Genomic DNA, 19,079 nt, shown 5'->3' on the forward strand with positions numbered 1-19,079 from the left:
TCTTTAGCTATAGATTCTATACGAGTCCTTCGCAAAGTTAATAGATTTCCTGAAAAAAGCTGTACGGATTTAATTCACCATTTTAAGAATATTCATCACTGCTACTTAGCTGCTGATTAAAATTTTTCCGCCAATGGTTCGGATTTGTGCCGTATTTATTCTTAAACAATTTACGAAATAGCACTGCTGTATTAAAACCTGCACTTTCCGCAATTTTATCAATCGAATAATCTGTCACTTCAAGCAATTCAGCCGCATATCGCAGTCTTTCATTATTTAACCAAGTGACAATAGGCAGCCCTGTTGCATGTTTAAAATGTCTGGTCAGTGTCCTTCTACTCATATTGGAATAAACGGCAAGTTCTTCAATAGTGTGCGGTTTCGACAGGTTATGCCGTAAATAATCGAGTAAACGATTGATCTCCGTATCGTAAGTCATTGTAGAAATCGGCTGTTCAATAAATTGCGCCTGTCCGCCCTCACGATGGGTTGGAATTACCATCAATCTCGATATTTTATTGGCAATTTTTGCCCCGTAGATTTCCCCGACTATGTATAAACAACAATCTAAAGCAGCCCCCGTACCTGCGGAAGTAATGATGCCTGCATCTTCAATATATAAAGCATCTTTATCTAAGTTCACACATGGAAATTTTTGCTTAAAATCGGCACTGCCAGCCCAATGTGTCGTGACCTGTTTGTGGTCAAGTAACCCAGCATACGCCAATGGATATGCGCCATAGCAAAGGCCTGCGATCTTGATTCCTTTTTCATGTACGCGTATTAACGCAAACCACATTTGAAGGCGTGACGTTAACCAAAACTGGTGGACAACACGGTACAGATGCAATGTATCGTGTCCCAGAACTGAAAAAAAGATTGGGTGAAGCCATGGGGATCATTTTTGAAGCCGCAGGACATGAAACCATTTATTTGGTGGGTGACACGATTTGGCGCCCTGAAGTGGATCAAGCTATTCAAAGCTCCCAACCTGATGTGATTATTTTAAATACAGGCAACGCCTTAGTCGATGGATTTAAAGAGTCGATTATTATGGGTAAAGAAGACACCTTACGCGCTGTGCAACAGGTACCGAAGGCTAAAATTGTCGCAGTGCATATGGATGCCATTAATCACATGTCGTTAACGCGTCAACAACTGGCAGCCTATGTAAAATCTCAAAATATTCAGGATAAAGTGTTGATTCCTCTAGATGGCGAAACTTTATCTTTTTTAAGGCATATTAGTCTTTTTAAAGCGTATGAGACTTTGCAGCAGTGGACTTTATATACACTGTTGCATATATCGATAAATAACTAATTAAAGACTAGGAAAATAAACCTACAGTGCATTTAGGTATTGGATATCCACTTCAGATATTCAAAGCCTTATATTCAAAATATATGATTTCACTGCAGCATAATCTCCATTTGAACTATTAACTACTTGAGAAAACCATAATCAATAACTTAGTTTAGATAAAATTCATTTATTTCAAAATTAAAAACATTCTTTATCTATTTTTTTCACAAGCAAATCACTAATCGAGACAACGACTTATATCAATTAGTCATAAGATATGCACGTTTTTTGATATTTGGCATTCAGCGATGGTCGGTCCTTTAGAGTTCATTCTGGCAGGTGTAATTGTAGGTTTCTGCGTAGGTATTACCGGTGTTGGCGGTGGTTCACTGATGACCCCGATCCTGATCAGCCTGTATAAAATTGAACCCCATATTGCGATTGGCACAGACCTGCTGTATGCCGCTATTTCAAAATTTTGTGGTTCTTTAGTTCATGCACGTAAAATGAATATCGTATGGACCATTGTTATTTGGCTTGCGGTCGGCAGTATCCCTGCGTCTTTTGCGACCCATTGGGTACTTGAAAACTATCTGAGCCAATCGACACATTACAAAACCGTATTAACCATGTTTTTGGGTTTTATGCTGACCATTACAGGGATCTCAATTATTTTCCGTGGTCATATCGAAAAATTCTTTAATAAATTTCGAAAAACTGATCAGTTTGATGATATGAGTGCGGATCTTGAACGTATCAATTTCCAAGCTAAAAATAAGCGTGCATATATCATCATCATGGGGATTATTTTAGGCGTATTCGTTACCCTATCGTCTGTTGGTGCAGGTGCCTTCGGTATTATGGCTTTGGTGCTTATGTTCCCGAACTTACCGATGATTCGTATTATTGGTTCTGACGTCGTACATGCCGTGCTTCTTACACTGGTTGCAGGCTTGGGTCATATGAGCTCAGGTAATGTCGATTTTCATTTATTGGGTTGGTTATTGGTGGGTTCTATTCCAGCGATTGTTGTCGGAACTTTGATCAGCTCACGTTTACCTGAAAAAGTCATTCGTAAAGTCTTAGGCATTACCTTGTTTGTTTTAGGCATGAATTTCATCATTAATCCAGTAAAATCAAAACCTGTCGAAAAACCAACAACTGCAATGTTGATCGCACCGACGGTGAATAGTCAGCAGGTTTAAATTAACTGCCCGATTCATCACTTTTTTTTCAGAGACTTATTGATCTTTTTTATAACATTTGAATGCTATATTCATGTTATATTCGGCTCACGAAACAACCTTTTGTATAATCAAACCAGTGACGGCAATGAATACTTTACAGTCAAATTCTATTACCCAAAACGACATTGATGACGTGAATGTAAAAAGCATTCAGCCTCTTGTTACTCCTGCAGAACTAAAAAAAGAGCTACCTCTGACTGAAACTGCCTATCAAACAGTCCTTAAGGGCCGTGAAACTGTACGTAATATTTTAGATGGAAATGACAAACGTCTTTTTGTTGTCATTGGTCCATGTTCAATTCACGACACAGTCGCTGCACATGATTATGCTGACCGTTTAAAAGTTTTAAGTGACAAAATACAAGATACGATTTATGTCGTGATGCGTGTGTATTTTGAAAAACCACGTACCACTGTTGGTTGGAAAGGTCTAATTAATGACCCTGACATGAACGACTCATTCAACATCGAAAAAGGCTTACGTATTGGCCGTAAACTTTTACTAGAATTGAATGAGAAAGGTTTGCCTTGTGCAACTGAAGCACTCGATCCAAACTCACCACAGTACTACCAAGATCTTATCTCTTGGTCAGCGATTGGTGCGCGTACCACTGAAAGCCAAACACATCGTGAAATGTCTTCTGGCCTGTCTTCACCTGTGGGCTTTAAAAATGGTACAGATGGCGGTTTAACCGTTGCGACCAATGCCATGCAATCTGTTAAACATGGTCATAGCTTCTTGGGCTTAAGCGACCAAGGTCAAGTTTCTGTTATTCGTACCAGTGGTAACCCATATGCACACGTTGTACTTCGTGGCGGTAACGGTAAACCAAACTACGACGCAGGTTCAGTTGCAGATGCTGAAGCGGCATTAGCCAAAGCAAAAGTTAGTGGCAAAATTATGATTGATACCAGTCATGCAAACTCAAACAAAGACCCGTACCTACAACCCCTTGTACTCAAAAATATTACTGAACAAATCCTTGACGGAAACAAGTCAATCGTGGGTATTATGGTAGAAAGTCACTTAAAAGGTGGTCGTCAGGATATTCCTGCCAACCTCTGTGACCTCGAATATGGTAAATCAGTGACTGATGGCTGTATCGATTGGGATACGACTGAAAAAGTTTTGTTAGAGATGCATGAAGCACTTAAAGACGTGTTACCGACACGCTAAGTGAATGAAAAACGCCATCTTCGAGATGGCGTTTTACTTTGAAGGATTATTTGTCAGATGAATGAAATCGAAAATGCGTTAAGTCACATTGAAAACTTCCAATATATACATGAACACTTATTAACGTCCGGTCAACCATCTCCTTCTGAGCTTCAAACGATCAAAGAATATGGTGTTTCAACGGTTATCAATTTAGCACTGACCGATGCATCCAATCATATCGAGCATGAAGACCGCATTTGCCTAGATCTAGGCCTGAACTATATCCAAGTTCCGATCTCTTGGGATACCCCTTCAGATGATCAATGCCTTTTAGTACTCGATATGATTGACCATTTGGTTCAAGGTCAAACGGTTTGGCTACACTGTGCGAAAAACTTCCGTGTCAGCAGTTTGATGTATTTATATCGTCAATACTATATGGATGTTGATATGCCAAAGGCTCAAGATTTGATGCATCAAATTTGGAAACCCAATGAAACATGGACAGGTTTAATCCATGCGGTTGCCTTACAACTTCAAGGCCGTAAAGCAACTCAAGATTTACAACATGCACTGATCCATCCAGATCATTTTGCGTGAGAAATCAGTACTGTTGCAGTAGAAAGAATACCTTCTTGGCGACCAGTAAACCCTAATTTTTCGGTGGTGGTCGCTTTGATGCTAATTTGTGTAACTTCAACATCCATAACATCTGCGATACTTTGACGCATTTCTAAATTATGTTTTGCTAGTTTAGGGCGCTCACAAGCCACGGTAATATCAGCATTATTAAGTACATATCCACGATCTAAAATCAGTTGGTAGACGTGTTTTAAAAGTACTCGACTATCGGCACCTTTAAATTTTGGATCTGTATCTGGAAAATGCTGACCAATATCTCCAAGTGCCAAAGCTCCTAATAATGCATCACAAAGCGCATGCAATACCACATCACCATCTGAATGTGCTTTGAGTCCATGTGTATGTGGAATTTGAACACCAGCAAGCGTTACAAAGTCACCTTCTTCAAATGCATGCACATCCATGCCCTGACCGATACGAATTTGAGCTATCATGCTTGAGTTCCTTGAGAAAATAATGATTGAAATCTTGTATTCACGCTTTCTATTTCGCTATAGTGTGGGCAAGCGCAACATAGTGAAAGTATAAGCGATCATGCTGTTGAAAACTGAAATAAATATCATCAAAAAATTCGGACTGGTTCTGCTAATAGGTTCTAGCCTAGCGATGTTTACGCATGCAGAAAAGATAGACTGTGATCAGGCCAATACTCAGGCAAAAAAAAATTACTGTTCTGACGGTTTTGAAGAACAGCGTGAAAAGTTAGATGGGCTTTTTTTAACAGCGCAGTTGATTACCGATGCCCCAATACGCTTACTGATAGATACGCAAAAATTATGGTATAGCCGAGTTCAGCAATGCAAAAACTTGGAGTGTTTTAAACAACAATTTGAGCTTCGCCATGAAGATTTGAATATCTACACCTCGATGAACCAAAGTTTAACGCAGCATTATCTGAAATTTGAAAATGGTCATTTTGCGACATCACCTGTACATTTAAAGGTACATCAACTAGGCAAAGACAGCATCAAAATTGAAGGCATTGCCTATCGTAATCCGAACAATCGAGTCGAAACACAAACCATCCCATTTTTAGCTTACACAACACCCGAACAAAAAAATCAAATCACCGATAATGAACACGACTGCAAATATCAGTTCAATTACAGTAAAGCCTTACTCTCAGTAAAAACTGAACAAAAAGGCTGTGAACGTTTTGCAGGGATTTATCGTTTATATGATTAAGATCAAATTCGAATGACTTAGAAAAATACAAAAAAGCCTCAACATTGAGGCTTTTTTGATGTCTAAAATATGTCAGTTAAATCGGATGTGTTTGCTGCACTTGCTGGCTAATCATTGCAGCTGTTGCCGCAGACAAGGTCCATCCAAGGTGACCATGCCCTGTATTATAGAAAATATGATCTCGCTTACCTGCATGTACTACAGGCATCATATTGGGCATCATTGGTCGTAAACCCGCCCATGGCACCACATGTTCTGTTGATAGATTAAAGTTACGATTCGACCAATCAATTAAGGGCTGAATGCGATCTGCACGAATGTCTCGGTTATAGCCATTAAACTCTGCCGTGCCTGCAACACGTAGTCGATTTGCACCTAAGCGTGAAGTCACAATTTTGGCACTTTCATCCAACAGACTCACCCAAGGCGCATTGGTCTGACTTTGTTCATCATTTAAGTTTATGGTAATTGAATATCCTTTGACTGGATAGACATTTACACGGTCACCGAGTTTATGCGCAAGTTCATAACTGCCTACACCACCACAGACCACCACAGCATCTGCCTCAAGTAAGGTATTTGCATCAGGATGTTCCATATTTTCATCACTGGCTTTTAACTGAACATTGACACCTTTTGCATGATGTTCAAAGTCAGTCACCTCAAAGCCCCACATATATTTCACATCAAAGCGTTCTGTTGCTTTAGCAAGCTGCGTCGTAAATTTATGGATGTCGCCCGTGGCGTCCCCTGGGCAATAAAATCCACCATAGTATTCACCTGTCAGACTAGGCTCAATGTCACGGATTTCAGCTAATGTCACAGGATGACGCTCTAAGCCACCCTCACAGAGCATATGATTAACTTGAGTCGCCACCTCATAATCATGTTGATTATGAAAGAAATGTAAAATGCCGCGTTTTTCTAAATCAAACTGCAAGTTTTCATGCTCAGCAATTTCAAATAAACGCTGACGTGCCATCAATGCAAGACGGACGGTCTCGTGAGTATTTTCACGGTAATCTTTAATATGCCCCATAAACTCAAAGAGCCATGAATATTTGTGTAGATTAAAACTTGGATTTAATAATAATGGCGCGGTTTTTTGTGACATCCATTTGATGCCTTTCACTACCGTTGCTTTTTGGTTCCAGACTTCAGCATTACACGCTGATAATTGTCCACCATTGGCAAACGACGTTTCCATCGCAGGATAAAGATGTTTATCGACCACAGTGACACGATAACCGAGTAATCCGAGTTCGTAAGCTGTCGTTACCCCAGTAATACCTGCACCAATCACAACAATATGACACATATAGGCTCCTTGGAAATTATATTTCCTATGTTCGCCCCATCTGTCATTGTTACCTGAGAGCTTTGGTTCCTTGCGAAGCAATGTGAACCTTCCCCTTCGGTGAGTAGGTCTAGCCTACTTCTCTCCAGATTTTTTATATGATTACAGTCCTTTTGCCTGAGAGTTTCCTGGGGGAACTTGCTCCTTCGGCGAGCACGATCTGTGCTTCTCTCCTGCAATCATCCATTCGTTTTTTATTCGGCATTCATCTTGGTATTGCCTTAGTTAGATATGAGCAATATTTGTACCAAATCTCAAGTCCTATTTGGGTCAATATTGTTAAATATTATTTTTATATCAATTTAAGTTGTTAGGCTATAAATTTAAAATCATTTTTTTTACACCTAAATACTTAATCTTTAAAATAAAGGGTTAAAATATTAAATGAAATTTATATCTAGAAAGATTGAAGTTTTATGTCGGATTCTACGCTTTTCTCTCGCTTTGCATCTGTGATCAAAACACATTCTATTGAAGAATTAACCCAAAGTGATTTACTCCTACTTAAGACTCTAGGAACTATTCAAAGCTTTTATGCACCATTCGAGGCCATAAATCATGATGCAAAAGTGGTCATTGTCGGCATCTGCCCAGGCCAACAACAATGGCGTAATGCATTAATCGCAGCAAAGGACGGCTTAGAACAGCAAGTATCTGAGGAAAACATTCTTAAACTTGCCAAGAATAGTGGCGCTTTTAGTGGTCCTATTCGTAAAAATTTAACTCAACTGCTAGATCATATTGGATTACACAATCAATTAGGCATTCAGACCACCGCAGAGCTCTTTAGCAATCATCAAGATATGGTGCAAATGTGCTCGGTTTTACAGCAATGCATTTTGATCAATGGAAAAAATTATGCAGGTTTAACGCCCGCAATGTTGAAAAATGAATTATTAAAACAACATATTGATGATTATTTTATTCCTATGATTCAACAGCTTCCGAACGCAATTTATATTCCGCTAGGCAAAGGTGTAGATGAGGTTTTAAATTATGTAAGCAGCTTAGGCTATTTAAAAGATCAGCAGATTTTAGCAGGACTTCCCCATCCATCGGGTGCGAATGCTGAACGGATCAAATATTTTTTAGGTGAAAAACCACGTGATCAATTGTCTCGACAAACCAATCCCGATCAGATTGATAACGCAAAATCACAAATCTTGCTTAAATTATCCAATCTTCAATAAAGTCCGCTTAACATCACTGAAAATATTATTTATTTGAATATCCGCTACTTATATTAATGCACCACTCGAACAAAACTAGAAAAGTGTGATGTATTTTACTTTTTTGTTTTTCTGTGTGAATATGCGCCAAAATAAATATTGCTTATAAAAATAACGCTAACATGGAAAAACACATGAAAAATTATTTAGTTCTAGGATTTACACTCCTACTACTCACAGGTTGTATTACCGTACCTAAAAATAAACCTGAAACAAGAACCTTGAAGCTAAATGGTGTGAATACCGTTGAAAACAGTAACGTAATCCAACGAACCATTACTCGAGGTCAATTACTGTGTGAAACTGGACAAAAATGTCCTGAACTTGCAATTGATTAGCAAAAGAATAAAAGTGAGTATGCACTTTCACTGCATTCTTATGATCAACAGCAGCTTGATATGAATGAAATATCTTTTGTGATCGACGGCAAAGTATTGTCTTATCCTGCAATAGGTCAAACAAATTATCGTCGCTTAGATAATTCAAATGTGATTGATTCTTCTAATACCGTGATGATCCCAGATACTGTGCTTAAACAATTCTGTGACGCAAAAGATATTGCGGTGATTATGAATACCAACCAAGGAGAAATCGCACACTATATGTTAAAAAATCAAAAATCTTCAGATGCCTATCGACTATTTTTACGTGCTTATTCTTAAGCCCAAATAGTCTAAAATAAAAATCCCAAAAGTTAGTGTATGTTTTCTTTTGGGATTTTTTATTCATCTCGCTTTATAAATTGATCAAATACATCATATGATCTTTATTTTATTCGTTTAATTAATTGTTTAATTGTGAGTTCACAAATCGGTTGACCTACTTCTAGATGAAGAGGATAGGCTTGATTTTCATTTGTTAGCTTATAGCCACGCCGTTGATAATATTTTATTAATTCTAAACGCCGATCAATCACATACATGACAAATTCTTCAACATTGGGTTCAATCAACGTCGCTTGCTGTTCTGCAAATTGCAATAATTTTTTTCCTAAGCCCTGAGCTTACTCATCTGGGTGAATTGCAAAATGACCAATTTCACTGCTCATTCCCTGCATTTGAATCCCAATACACCCCATGATCTGCGCATGTACCGACTCCATCACATATAGATGAAAATCCTTTTTTTGTAAGAGTTGGCTGAGTTGAGAGACATTTATTCGATTTCCTCGAACAATATGATGTTCCGTGGTCCAACTCTTAGGATGATTCTCCCGATAGGCTATATTCATTAAGCTTTCGAGCTGCTGAATATCACCAAGTAAAGCATTTCTTATATTCATATTTTTTAGCTATTTATTTTCATGGGTCTATTTTACTGAAATAAAAAAACCAGACAATTGTCTGGTTTTTTTATGCAATTTGCTCATCAGTGTAGCTCGCTAGCGCTATTCACCAACCGCATCGGAACAAAAAGCAGTGCTTTGTTATTTATCCTCTGTGACTCGCTAACGTTACTCACCAAACCACGTTTGGAACAAAGCAACGCTTTGTTATTTATCCACTGTGACTTGCTAAAGCTATTCACCAACCGCATCGGAACAAAGCAGCGCTTTGTTTCCTCACTTGGGTTCAATTGGGGCAAATGGAGCGACAACATCCGCATTTTGTGCACGGTTACGCATGAAGTGATCCATGAGCACAATTGCCAACATTGCTTCTGCAATTGGTGTCGCACGAACACCGACACAAGGATCATGGCGACCTTTGGTCAATACATCTGTATCTTGACGATTAATCGTAATGGTTTTACCCGGCGTAGTAATGGAAGCTGTTGGTTTCAAGGCGATCGCAACACGAATGTCTTGACCACTCGAAATACCGCCCAAAATGCCGCCAGCATGGTTTGCCAAGAAACCATCCGTTGTTAACTCATCACGGGTTTCATGACCAAACTGCTCGGCAACACCAAAGCCATCACCAATTTCAACACCTTTTACAGCGTTGATGGACATCATAGCATGTGCAATATCTGCATCTAAACGATCAAATACAGGCTCGCCCCAACCGACTGGCACTTGCGTCGCAATAATTTCCAGTTTGGCGCCACAGCTCGTTCCTTGTTCACGAAGTGACGTTACGAGAGCTTCGAAACGTGGGACGGCATCTGCATCACCACAGAAAAATGGGTTATTCGGAACTTCATTCCAGTCCAATTTCTCTGCTTTTTCGGTACCAATTTGGGTTACATGACCACGAATTTCTATGCCGAATTTCTCAAACAAGAATTTTTTAGCAATCGCACCCGCAGCAACACGCATCGCAGTTTCACGAGCACTCGAGCGACCACCACCACGATAATCACGGAAACCATACTTATGTGTATAAGTATAGTCTGCATGACCCGGACGGAAGGTTTGCGCGATGTTGCCATAATCTTTTGATTTTTGATCTGTGTTACGGATCAATAGACCAATCGATGTACCGGTCGTTTTGCCTTCAAATACGCCTGAAATAATTTCAACTTCATCGGGTTCTTTACGCTGAGTTGCAAACTTAGATGTGCCCGGCTTACGACGATCCAGATCCTTTTGCAAATCGGCTTCAGTCAGTTCAATACCCGGTGGAACCCCATCCACAATGGCCATCAGACCAACGCCATGAGATTCACCACAAGTCGTTACACGGAAGAGTTGCCCTATACTATTACCTGCCATGTCAAACGACTCCTTATGCTTGAACAGATTGAATAAATAAATCTCGGTATTCGCGGCATTGAGCAGCAGTCAATGCAAAGATACCTGTACCGCCTTTTTGGAACTGTAACCAGTAAAAATCAACGGTATTGAAGTTTTGACGCATTGCCCATTCTGAGTTACCCACTTCGATCACAATTAAGCCATCTTCAGTCAGGTAATCTGCAGCTTGTGCCAACATTTTACGTACAAGATCCAAACCATCTTGACCCGCAGCAAGCGCCATTTCAGGTTCATGGTGGAATTCTTCTGGTAAATCTGCCATGTCTTCAGCATCCACATATGGTGGATTCGACACGATTAAATCATATTGATTTTCTGCTGGAATTTTGGCGAATAAATCAGACTCAAGTAAAGCCACTTGATATTGTTTATTGTGGTGTTCACAGTTAATTTGCGCCACTTCAAGTGCATCTTTAGATAAATCTGTTGCATCAACTTCAGCATCTGGGAATGCATAAGCTAAAGCAATCGCGATACAACCTGAACCCGTACACATATCTAAAATGCGCTGAGGAGTTTTTGGATTGGCATTTTCAGGTAGATTATTAACCGCAGCACCCATTTCGCCATTTTCACCTAAGCAATATGGCGCAAAACGGTTTTCAATTAACTCTGCAATTGGAGAACGTGGAATCAGTACACGTTCATCGACATAAAATGGCTTACCAAAGAAATATGACAAGTTTAGTAAATAAGACGTCGGAACTTTTTCATTAATACGACGTTCTAACAATGCTAAAAATTCTGCAACTTCACTTGGCAATAATTTCGCATCTAAGATTTCCGCATCTGCATTCCAATCTAGAGATAACGTTTGTAAAACCAATGCTGAGCTTTCAGCAAAATAGTCTTCTGTACCTTGTCCTAAGTGGGCATCATATTGACGTAAAGCTGTTACCCCAAAGCGGATATAATCACGAATTGTAGATAGGTTTTCAGCTGCTTCCTGTAAATGTTCAGGGCTAATAGTCGGTCGATCCACTTAAGGCGTCTCCAGTTCATAATTTTTTAAACGCCCTATGATACCTTGTTTTAATGCTATTTATAATAAAAATACGGCATTATTCACCGCTTGAAAGCATTTCATAACCGTATATATGAGGTCTGATACATTCGCTGAAATGAAATGTGTACTTTATGCCTTTCAGCATTCTATAAAATCTAATTAGATGAAAATTACGAATAAAAACCAATTCAAGCTCAATTGTTTAGCAATTTGTACTTGATCCTAAGCTTTATTTTCTTAAAATCATCCCCATACAAACAGTTAAATTTTAAATGCGGAGCTCCAATGAGCTATAAGCACAATAACCTCATGGCTATGCGTCAAAGCTATTGGGAAGACACTCAGTCTTTAAACGTGCAAACTGAAAAGGCATTTTTTCAGCAACTGCTGATCGAACATCAAGTTTTCCCTGATGCGAGTCTAGAAAACGCACGTACCCTATTTTTTAGCTTACCGAGCATTATTATTGTCAAAGGTTATGCTGCCGGATTTAAAGACGAATCTGTCCAACATCTTATTCATCAACATATTGAAGAACATAAAGCCGCATTGATGCAAAACGATACGGTAAAAATCAAATATCGTTTATAGTTTTCTTTTCCAATGTGCCTGTCTACGTGGCATCTTGCTTAAGTTTGCAAATGCTTACTGCATATTCAGTAAGTTGAACTATTTTAATACGTTAAGAAACGTTAAAATTAGCTACAATGTATTTTTCTGCGAATTGCTGATTAAAGGATTTAATTTACATGTCAGATCAGAACGATAAGCTCAAACACTTGAAAACGTCTTCTATGGATCGACGCTTATCTATCGCAAAGGCATCGCTACTTGCGGGAACTCGTTGGGCAGCATCAAACGCCACTTCTATTTTTTCGAGTGAAGAAGAAAAAGAGAAAAAGCGTAAAAAAGCCATGAAAGATCAGGCTGAATATCTCGTCGCAGAAATTGGTAAATTAAAAGGTTCAATTGTAAAAATTGGGCAAATGATGGCGTTGTATGGTGAACATTTTCTACCTGAAGAAATCACCCAAGCCCTCAATACCCTTAACAATCAAACAGTCGCATTGGCATGGCCAGCCATCAAAGTACAATTACAAAATCAACTTGGCTCAAAACTTGATGATCTCGTGATTGATCATGAGCCGCTTGGTACAGCATCTTTGGCACAAGTTCACCGTGCAAAACGTAAATCTGATGGTTTAGAACTGGTATTAAAAATCCAGTATCCGGGTGTGGCTGATGCTATCGATTCAGATATGAATCTATTCAAAAACATGCTCAAACTGACACGAATGGTGCCCCAAACGCGTGAATTTGATCAGTGGTTTGATGAAGTTCGTGAAATGATGCATCGTGAAGTAAATTATAAAATCGAAGCAGATACCACACGCCGTTTTGCTGCACGCTTAAAAGAAGATCCACGATATATCGTCCCGCAAATCATTGAAGGATATTCAACACCTCAAGTGCTGTGTATGACTTTTGAACGTGGTGTGCCGATTAACAGCCCAGTAATGCTGTCACTTCCTCAAGAGCGCCGTAATGCCTTAGGTGAAGCATCACTTGAAATTGCCGTACGCGAAATTTTTGAATGGGGTGAAATGCAAACCGACCCTAACTTCGGAAACTATTTGGTCCGTTTAGGCAATGGTGCGGATGTGCCAGATAAAATTGTTCTCCTCGACTTTGGTGCGATCCGTCAGTTCGATGAGCATCTATTAGGCGTTGCGCGTAATTTGATTACCGCGGGTTACCATCACAGCTCTGAGCAAATGGTCAAAGCGATGACAGGTTATGAGTTCTTTGATGGTATTCCACAAAGTATTAAACCTGATATGGCTAAAGTCTTTTTGTTAGCGACAGAGGCATTTAGTAGCACTGAAAATAACCCAAACATCCCTGCTGGTGTTATGGACGAACAACAACGCTATGACTGGAAAAAAAGCCAATTACATAGCCGTGTGATGCAACAAGCGTCAAAATCGATGGCATCTCGTTACTTCTCAGTTCCACCTAAAGAGTTTATGTTTATTAGCCGTAAATTTATCGGTGCATATACCTTTATGACCGTCATTGAAGCGAAAACCAATGTTCGTCGTATGATTCAAAAATATCAATAAACATTCAATGCACACCTTAAGACTTGGCTGACTCAAATGTCAGCCAAGTCAATTTTAAAATAAAAATCCTTTTAAGCCTTTTTACTTTTCTATTCTTAATTAATTATTTAGCTATCGAATCCCACCTAATCTCGCCGTTTATCTTTGACAATCATGCATGTCATTTATGACATGGTTTTTCTATCTTTGGCATGTCAGCATTAAATAAGAACAACGCAAATGGAAAACAACAATGACCAATATGGTAAACAAGGCACAAGGATTTGGACTCTCACTTTTAACAAAAATTGCCGGAAGTGATGTACTCGATCAGTTTAAACTGCGCAAATTTGTTGAAAAATCTTTGTATCAGAGCTCAAAAGCTGGTTTTAAAACCCTGAGCCAGACGCAAAAAGCATTTCAGACCAACAAAGATGTGCATAAGCAACGTTTGCCAAATCAACAAAAATCATTATTTGATTTAAACCTGACTGAAGAACAGCAAATGACTGCTGATGCGATGCAGCAGTTTGCCACAGAAGTCTTGTATCCCCTTGCTCATCAAGCCGATCAAGAGGAAAGATTTCCTGAAGCGTTATGGCAACATATCCAAGATCTAGGTCTAAATTATTATGCCTTACCTGAAGATTTGGGTGGCGTTGCAGCAGAAAAAAACATCATTAGTAATGTTTTAATTGCGGAACAATTGGCTGAAGGTGACTTTAGTTTAACAGCAGGGTTACTGTCGACGTTTAGCTGCATCAATGCCATCACCCAATGGGGTTCCGAATCTGTTCAGGCAACCTACTTAGCGGCATTTGCAGATGATTCAGCCCTGCGTGCAAGCTTTGCAGTTCAAGAGGCCACGGCGGCATTTAATCCTTATCAACTTAAAACTCAGGCGATTACTGACGGCCAACAGTTTAAAATCAGTGGGGAGAAAACCTTAGTCATTTTAGGTGAACAGGCAGATGTGCTGTTGGTGAGTGCCATGCTGAATGGGCAGCCTGAAGTTTTTATTGTGCAACGTGACCAGAGCATTAGCGCTAAAAAAACACCAGCTATGGGTTTAAAAGCCACTGAAACGGTAACTTTAAAATTTGATCAGACCTCTGCCCAACGCTTAGGAGATCAAGATTTCAATTACACCTCATTTATCGATCTTGGCAACTTAATGTGGTGTGCCATGGCTGTTGGCACCGCAACTGCAGTCAAAAAATATTGCATTCAATATGCAAACGAACGTACAGCTTTTGGAGAGCCAATTTCGCACCGTCAAAGTGTGGCATTTATGATTGCAGATATGGCAATCGAAATTGATGCCATGCATATGCTCATCCTCAATGCAGCAAGCCTAGCCGAAGCCGGCAAGCCTTTTCATCGTGAAGCCTATTTAGCTCGCGTGCTATGTGCTGAAAAATCGATGAAAATTGGGACCGATGGCGTGCAAATATTAGGTGGTCACGGCTTTACCAAAGAACATCCCGTAGAACGTTGGTATCGAGACTTACGTGCCACAGCGATTCTTCAATCTGGCTTGCATGCTTAATTCAGCAAAATAAAAACAAGGAAATGTCCATGAACTTACAAAATCCGAAAAAATTTAAATTGCTGATCGACCAAGCCCATGAAGTCGCATTAAATGTTCTACGTCCTATTTCACGTAAATATGACAAAGCCGAACATGCCTATCCTAAAGAGTTAGACATGTTATCTTCCCTCGTCGACGGTATGAATGATGGCGGAGATGGCATGAATGCAGGTGCTGCCGTCAATAAACGTGGTGACACAGACACTGGTAATAAAAACGGTGTCAATATGTCGACAGCCCTCAGTATCATCGAGATGTGCTATGGAGATACAGGCCTGTTGCTCAGTATGCCTCGACAAGGGCTTGGAAATTCGGCTATTGCAGCAGTAGCCAATGATGAACAACTAGAACGCTTAAAAGGAACTTGGGCCGCTATGGCCATTACAGAACCCAATTGCGGCTCTGATTCTGCTGCTATTCGGACAACAGCGACGAAAGATGGCGATGAATACATTCTCAATGGGGAAAAAATCTTTGTCACCTCGGGTGAGCGTGCTGATTCCGTGGTGGTTTGGGCAACGCTAGATAAAAAATTAGGCCGTGCAGCGATTAAATCCTTTGTTGTTGAAAAAGGTACGCTGGGCATGACTGTAGAACGCCTAGAACATAAATTGGGTATTAAAGCTTCTGATACGGCTGCCATTAGCTTTGTAGATTGTCGTGTCCCTGCTGCAAACTTATTAGGCAATGCTGAAATTGATGTAGCAAAGGGTTTTGCTGGGGTTATGGAAACTTTTGATAATACTCGCCCACTCGTTGCCGCGATGGCTATTGGCTGTGCCAAGGCATCTTTAGAGCGAATTAAAGAAATCTTTAAAGATGAATTAGATGAGCAGTATTCAACACCGATCTTACAAAGCTCGAATATTGCTGCACAAATATATCGAATGGAAGCAGACTGGGAAGCAGCACGTCTCCTCATGCTCAAAGCCGCATGGATGGCCGACAACAAAAAACCAAACTCACGTGAAGCATCCATCGCTAAAGCAAAAGCAGGCCGTGTAGGTAATGAAATCACGTTAAAGTGTGTAGAACTCGCAGCGGCTGTCGGCTATAGCGAAGATGAATTATTAGAAAAATGGGCACGTGATTCAAAAATCCTCGATATATTTGAAGGCACACAGCAAATTCAACAATTAATCGTTGCACGTCGTGAACTGGGTAAAAGTTCAAGCGAATTAAAGTAATTTTTTGCTTGAGTAATTTTAAACTTAGAGATGGATTTTTTTATAGGATCAGTCTATAAACAATCCATCTTTTTGTTTTTCGATGATTATGTTTCAGATCCGACCACTTCAACTTGAAGACAATGTAAGCATTGCCAATGTCATTCGCACAGTTTCCAAAGAATTTGGATTAGCACCTGAATCAGGATTTGCCGTTGCAGATCCAATTTTAGATGATTTATATCACGTCTATACGCAAGCAAATGCACAATATTGGGTTATTGAAAATCAACACGGTACAATTTTAGGTGGTGGGGGCCTTTCTCCTTTAGTTGGAGACTCAAGCATTTTAGAAATCCAAAAAATGTATTTTATGCCTGAATTACGTGGTCATGGCTTAGCCAAAGATATTTTAGAACTTTGTTTTCAATTCGCCAAAGATCATAATTTTAAAGCGTGTTATTTAGAAACTACACATACACTTGGGCAAGCAGTGAAACTTTATGAAAAAGTAGGATTTCAACACTTACAAGCTCCCAAGGGCAATACAGGTCATAGCCAAGCATGCGAAATTTGGATGCTTAAAACGCTTTAAACTCAGATTCCACTAATACCTCTGAAAAGAGTTATAGCTTTTCCAAATAGGGATATTTAATGAGTGGATATTCTAGTTTTTTATAACTAAAGTTCTCGGGATTTGAATGCCCCACAATCTTAAGTAAGAATGTAAAGAGAGAAATACTGACTCAATTAACACGATCTGTTTTTCTCTCTTCACTTAAATAATTATGTAATTTGAGTACATTTCCATCAATTCTTACAATTTCACTGTACAGAGCATCTTAAGAAAATATTGACCTCTAAGTCTCCAGTTCATACTATCGCTTTAGAAATTACACTTAGCCACGATTATTTTAAAGTGAACATAAATGCAGAATGTACTGAATAAAACTCGCCTTTCAACTCGTCTTACTTCGCTCCTGAGCGCTCACAGCTTAAAGTTTTCAACTGTTATTATATCTGTAAGTCTGATTTCTGCATGTTCATCACTTGGTGGTGGCTCTGTAGAGAAACGTGCTGTTAAACTTTCATCAGGGATCCAAAAGGCCTATTCAGTCAATCCTGAAACTGCAAATCGAGTGTCCCCCTACATTGTGCAAACTGCTGATCAATACAACTTAGATCCTTTACTACTGGCTGCCGTTATTCGCCAAGAATCAACTTTCCGCCCTTATGTCAGTTCTCCTGCAGGTGCAGTCGGTTTAACTCAGGTGATGCCACGTTATTGGCAAGCAACATGCCCTGGGGATTTATATGACGAATTAACCAATATTAATTGTGGGTCATTTATTTTAACTAAATATAAAAATGCGGCAGGTAGTATTCCAAAAGCTTTAGCCTACTATAATGTCGGACCTACTGCTTATAACACCAATCGAAAAATGAAAAAACAAGGCAAACGTTATGCAAAACAAGTTAAAGAACATCAAAATAATTTAAAAAGTTCCTTATAATTTCTAAAAATTTAATCTTTTATTTAACCATATAGACCTAACTAAGCTTAAGAGGATAAATTTTGTTAGGTCTAATCTCTTCAATTATTTCATAGATTGACGCATTTTATCTTCATCAAAATATTGCGCAAATGATGCAATACGTTTTTCAACAATTGGATTTTTCATCAGATTTTCAGCTGCACGATTTCCCAATAGTTCAAATGCTTTACCTAGAGCATTTGTTCCTTCATTTTCTGTAACAGCTTTGATTTCAGCATTACAACGTTTAGTAAATAAATCTTGAAATAGAATAGCCATATTTTTATCAATTTTTTGTATCTCAACTGGCGTTACTTTACTATATTTAGAAATTTCTGGATGTGCTGAAAATGCCAAATAAATCCAAGCTGTTAAGTTCTGACTCTCTTTTGCTGAAATTTTATTTACCAAACATTCACTTAGTTTATCCTGATACACACCGGCTGTAGTATTGAAAGAAACAAATGCAAATAAAACTGTAGCTAATAATTTTTTTAAAAACATCTTAAATACCCTATATATTATTAAAGAGACAAACGATTTTATTATATTGATTTATTACACATTTTCATTAGCAAAACATTTTAAATGATATAAAAGAGTTCTAGACGAGTTTATTGTTGATCGGCCTTATTCTTTTTGAATATCTATCATTTCCCTGTTTTTTCTTCTGCTTTTCTTCTTATTTTTCTCTTTTCCATTTTTTCCACACATAAAAAAACACCCCCTGACGTATCAGGGGGTGTTTCGAATAATGAGCTGGCGATGACTTACTCTCACATGGGTAACCCCACACTACCATCAGCGCTAAGAGGTTTCACTTCTGAGTTCGGGAAGGGATCAGGTGGTTCACTCTTGCT

At 39.1% G+C, this 19,079-nt stretch carries 20 protein-coding genes, 1 rRNA gene, 2 pseudogenes and 1 riboswitch; of the genes and pseudogenes, 14 read left to right on the plus strand and 9 right to left on the minus strand.

Annotation, left to right across the window (positions count from 1 at the left end):
- Positions 1 to 82: 82 nt before the first annotated feature.
- Positions 83 to 766, minus strand: a pseudogene (locus FTU64_RS14375) (GlxA family transcriptional regulator); the annotation flags it as partial.
- Positions 767 to 774: 8 nt separating this feature from the next.
- Here FTU64_RS14375 and FTU64_RS14380 point away from each other — a divergent pair.
- From FTU64_RS14380 to FTU64_RS14395, 4 genes and pseudogenes are all read left to right on the plus strand, one after another.
- Positions 775 to 1,233, plus strand: a pseudogene (locus tag FTU64_RS14380) (MBL fold metallo-hydrolase); the annotation flags it as partial.
- 377 nt (positions 1,234 to 1,610) lie between these two features.
- Positions 1,611 to 2,507: a sulfite exporter TauE/SafE family protein gene (locus FTU64_RS14385; protein ID WP_180060128.1), complete on the plus strand. Its 897-nt coding sequence runs from the start codon at positions 1,611 to 1,613 to the stop codon at positions 2,505 to 2,507.
- Positions 2,508 to 2,634: 127 nt separating this feature from the next.
- A complete protein-coding gene (locus tag FTU64_RS14390; RefSeq protein WP_143221612.1) occupies positions 2,635 to 3,726 on the plus strand; it encodes a 3-deoxy-7-phosphoheptulonate synthase in 1,092 nt (363 codons plus the stop codon).
- 57 nt (positions 3,727 to 3,783) lie between these two features.
- Positions 3,784 to 4,308 carry a protein tyrosine phosphatase family protein gene (locus FTU64_RS14395; protein ID WP_180054898.1) on the plus strand — a complete coding sequence of 175 codons (525 nt, stop codon included), beginning with the start codon at positions 3,784 to 3,786 and terminating at the stop codon, positions 4,306 to 4,308.
- Here the strand turns inward: FTU64_RS14395 and ispF are convergent.
- Complete coding sequence (gene ispF, locus FTU64_RS14400; RefSeq protein WP_168378679.1) at positions 4,296 to 4,784, minus strand: 2-C-methyl-D-erythritol 2,4-cyclodiphosphate synthase; 489 nt, start codon at positions 4,782 to 4,784, stop codon at positions 4,296 to 4,298. The genes FTU64_RS14395 and ispF overlap by 13 nt on opposite strands.
- 100 nt (positions 4,785 to 4,884) lie before the next feature.
- On the opposite strand from ispF, the gene FTU64_RS14405 reads away from it, so the two are divergent.
- Positions 4,885 to 5,535 (plus strand): hypothetical protein, encoded by a 651-nt coding sequence (locus tag FTU64_RS14405; RefSeq protein ID WP_180060130.1) that lies wholly within the window; start codon positions 4,885 to 4,887, stop codon positions 5,533 to 5,535.
- A 76-nt stretch (positions 5,536 to 5,611) separates the two neighbouring features.
- On the opposite strand, the gene FTU64_RS14410 is transcribed toward FTU64_RS14405, so the two are convergent.
- Positions 5,612 to 6,853 (minus strand): D-amino acid dehydrogenase, encoded by a 1,242-nt coding sequence (locus FTU64_RS14410; RefSeq protein WP_180060132.1) that lies wholly within the window; start codon positions 6,851 to 6,853, stop codon positions 5,612 to 5,614.
- Between the two features lie 134 nt (positions 6,854 to 6,987).
- Positions 6,988 to 7,078, minus strand: a riboswitch (glycine riboswitch).
- Positions 7,079 to 7,308: 230 nt separating this feature from the next.
- Here FTU64_RS14410 and FTU64_RS14415 point away from each other — a divergent pair.
- From FTU64_RS14415 to FTU64_RS16405, 3 genes are all read left to right on the plus strand, one after another.
- Positions 7,309 to 8,082, plus strand: coding sequence for a hypothetical protein (locus tag FTU64_RS14415; protein ID WP_180022781.1), 774 nt, complete (start codon positions 7,309 to 7,311; stop codon positions 8,080 to 8,082).
- 173 nt (positions 8,083 to 8,255) lie between these two features.
- A complete protein-coding gene (locus FTU64_RS16400) occupies positions 8,256 to 8,459 on the plus strand; it encodes a hypothetical protein (protein ID WP_257222271.1) in 204 nt (67 codons plus the stop codon).
- 60 nt (positions 8,460 to 8,519) lie between these two features.
- Positions 8,520 to 8,783 carry a hypothetical protein gene (locus FTU64_RS16405; protein ID WP_252725827.1) on the plus strand — a complete coding sequence of 88 codons (264 nt, stop codon included), beginning with the start codon at positions 8,520 to 8,522 and terminating at the stop codon, positions 8,781 to 8,783.
- 104 nt (positions 8,784 to 8,887) lie between these two features.
- On the opposite strand, the gene FTU64_RS14425 is transcribed toward FTU64_RS16405, so the two are convergent.
- The 4 genes from FTU64_RS14425 to prmB form a co-directional block, all read right to left on the minus strand.
- Entirely contained in the window at positions 8,888 to 9,100 is a 213-nt protein-coding gene (locus tag FTU64_RS14425) for a hypothetical protein (protein WP_180022782.1), read from the minus strand.
- A gap of 24 nt (positions 9,101 to 9,124) precedes the next feature.
- Complete coding sequence (locus tag FTU64_RS14430) at positions 9,125 to 9,403, minus strand: hypothetical protein (protein WP_180022783.1); 279 nt, start codon at positions 9,401 to 9,403, stop codon at positions 9,125 to 9,127.
- Positions 9,404 to 9,682: 279 nt separating this feature from the next.
- Entirely contained in the window at positions 9,683 to 10,777 is a 1,095-nt protein-coding gene (gene aroC / locus FTU64_RS14435; protein ID WP_180060133.1) for a chorismate synthase, read from the minus strand.
- A gap of 13 nt (positions 10,778 to 10,790) precedes the next feature.
- Positions 10,791 to 11,801, minus strand: a complete 1,011-nt coding sequence (prmB, locus tag FTU64_RS14440; RefSeq protein WP_078193871.1) for a 50S ribosomal protein L3 N(5)-glutamine methyltransferase — start codon at positions 11,799 to 11,801, stop codon at positions 10,791 to 10,793.
- Positions 11,802 to 12,110: 309 nt separating this feature from the next.
- On the opposite strand from prmB, the gene FTU64_RS14445 reads away from it, so the two are divergent.
- The 6 genes from FTU64_RS14445 to FTU64_RS14470 all read left to right on the plus strand — a co-directional run bounded on the left by FTU64_RS14445 (position 12,111) and on the right by FTU64_RS14470 (position 18,198).
- A complete protein-coding gene (locus FTU64_RS14445; protein WP_078191029.1) occupies positions 12,111 to 12,416 on the plus strand; it encodes a hypothetical protein in 306 nt (101 codons plus the stop codon).
- Positions 12,417 to 12,574: 158 nt separating this feature from the next.
- Positions 12,575 to 13,948 (plus strand): AarF/ABC1/UbiB kinase family protein, encoded by a 1,374-nt coding sequence (locus tag FTU64_RS14450; protein WP_180005577.1) that lies wholly within the window; start codon positions 12,575 to 12,577, stop codon positions 13,946 to 13,948.
- 241 nt (positions 13,949 to 14,189) lie between these two features.
- Positions 14,190 to 15,476, plus strand: coding sequence for an acyl-CoA dehydrogenase family protein (locus FTU64_RS14455; RefSeq protein WP_180060140.1), 1,287 nt, complete (start codon positions 14,190 to 14,192; stop codon positions 15,474 to 15,476).
- A 29-nt stretch (positions 15,477 to 15,505) separates the two neighbouring features.
- A complete protein-coding gene (locus tag FTU64_RS14460) occupies positions 15,506 to 16,705 on the plus strand; it encodes an acyl-CoA dehydrogenase family protein (protein WP_180009497.1) in 1,200 nt (399 codons plus the stop codon).
- 88 nt (positions 16,706 to 16,793) lie between these two features.
- Complete coding sequence (locus tag FTU64_RS14465; RefSeq protein ID WP_180009505.1) at positions 16,794 to 17,279, plus strand: GNAT family N-acetyltransferase; 486 nt, start codon at positions 16,794 to 16,796, stop codon at positions 17,277 to 17,279.
- Between the two features lie 334 nt (positions 17,280 to 17,613).
- Complete coding sequence (locus tag FTU64_RS14470) at positions 17,614 to 18,198, plus strand: lytic transglycosylase domain-containing protein (RefSeq protein WP_180060136.1); 585 nt, start codon at positions 17,614 to 17,616, stop codon at positions 18,196 to 18,198.
- Positions 18,199 to 18,282: 84 nt separating this feature from the next.
- Here FTU64_RS14470 and FTU64_RS14475 read toward each other — a convergent pair whose 3' ends face one another.
- Together FTU64_RS14475 and rrf are read right to left on the minus strand one after the other, a co-directional pair.
- Positions 18,283 to 18,723, minus strand: a complete 441-nt coding sequence (locus tag FTU64_RS14475) for a hypothetical protein (protein ID WP_180005580.1) — start codon at positions 18,721 to 18,723, stop codon at positions 18,283 to 18,285.
- A 253-nt stretch (positions 18,724 to 18,976) separates the two neighbouring features.
- Positions 18,977 to 19,079, minus strand: a 5S ribosomal RNA gene (gene rrf, locus FTU64_RS14480); the annotation flags it as partial.

The organism is Acinetobacter sp. YH12128 (assembly GCF_013418655.1).
GTDB lineage: Bacteria > Pseudomonadota > Gammaproteobacteria > Pseudomonadales > Moraxellaceae > Acinetobacter > Acinetobacter amyesii.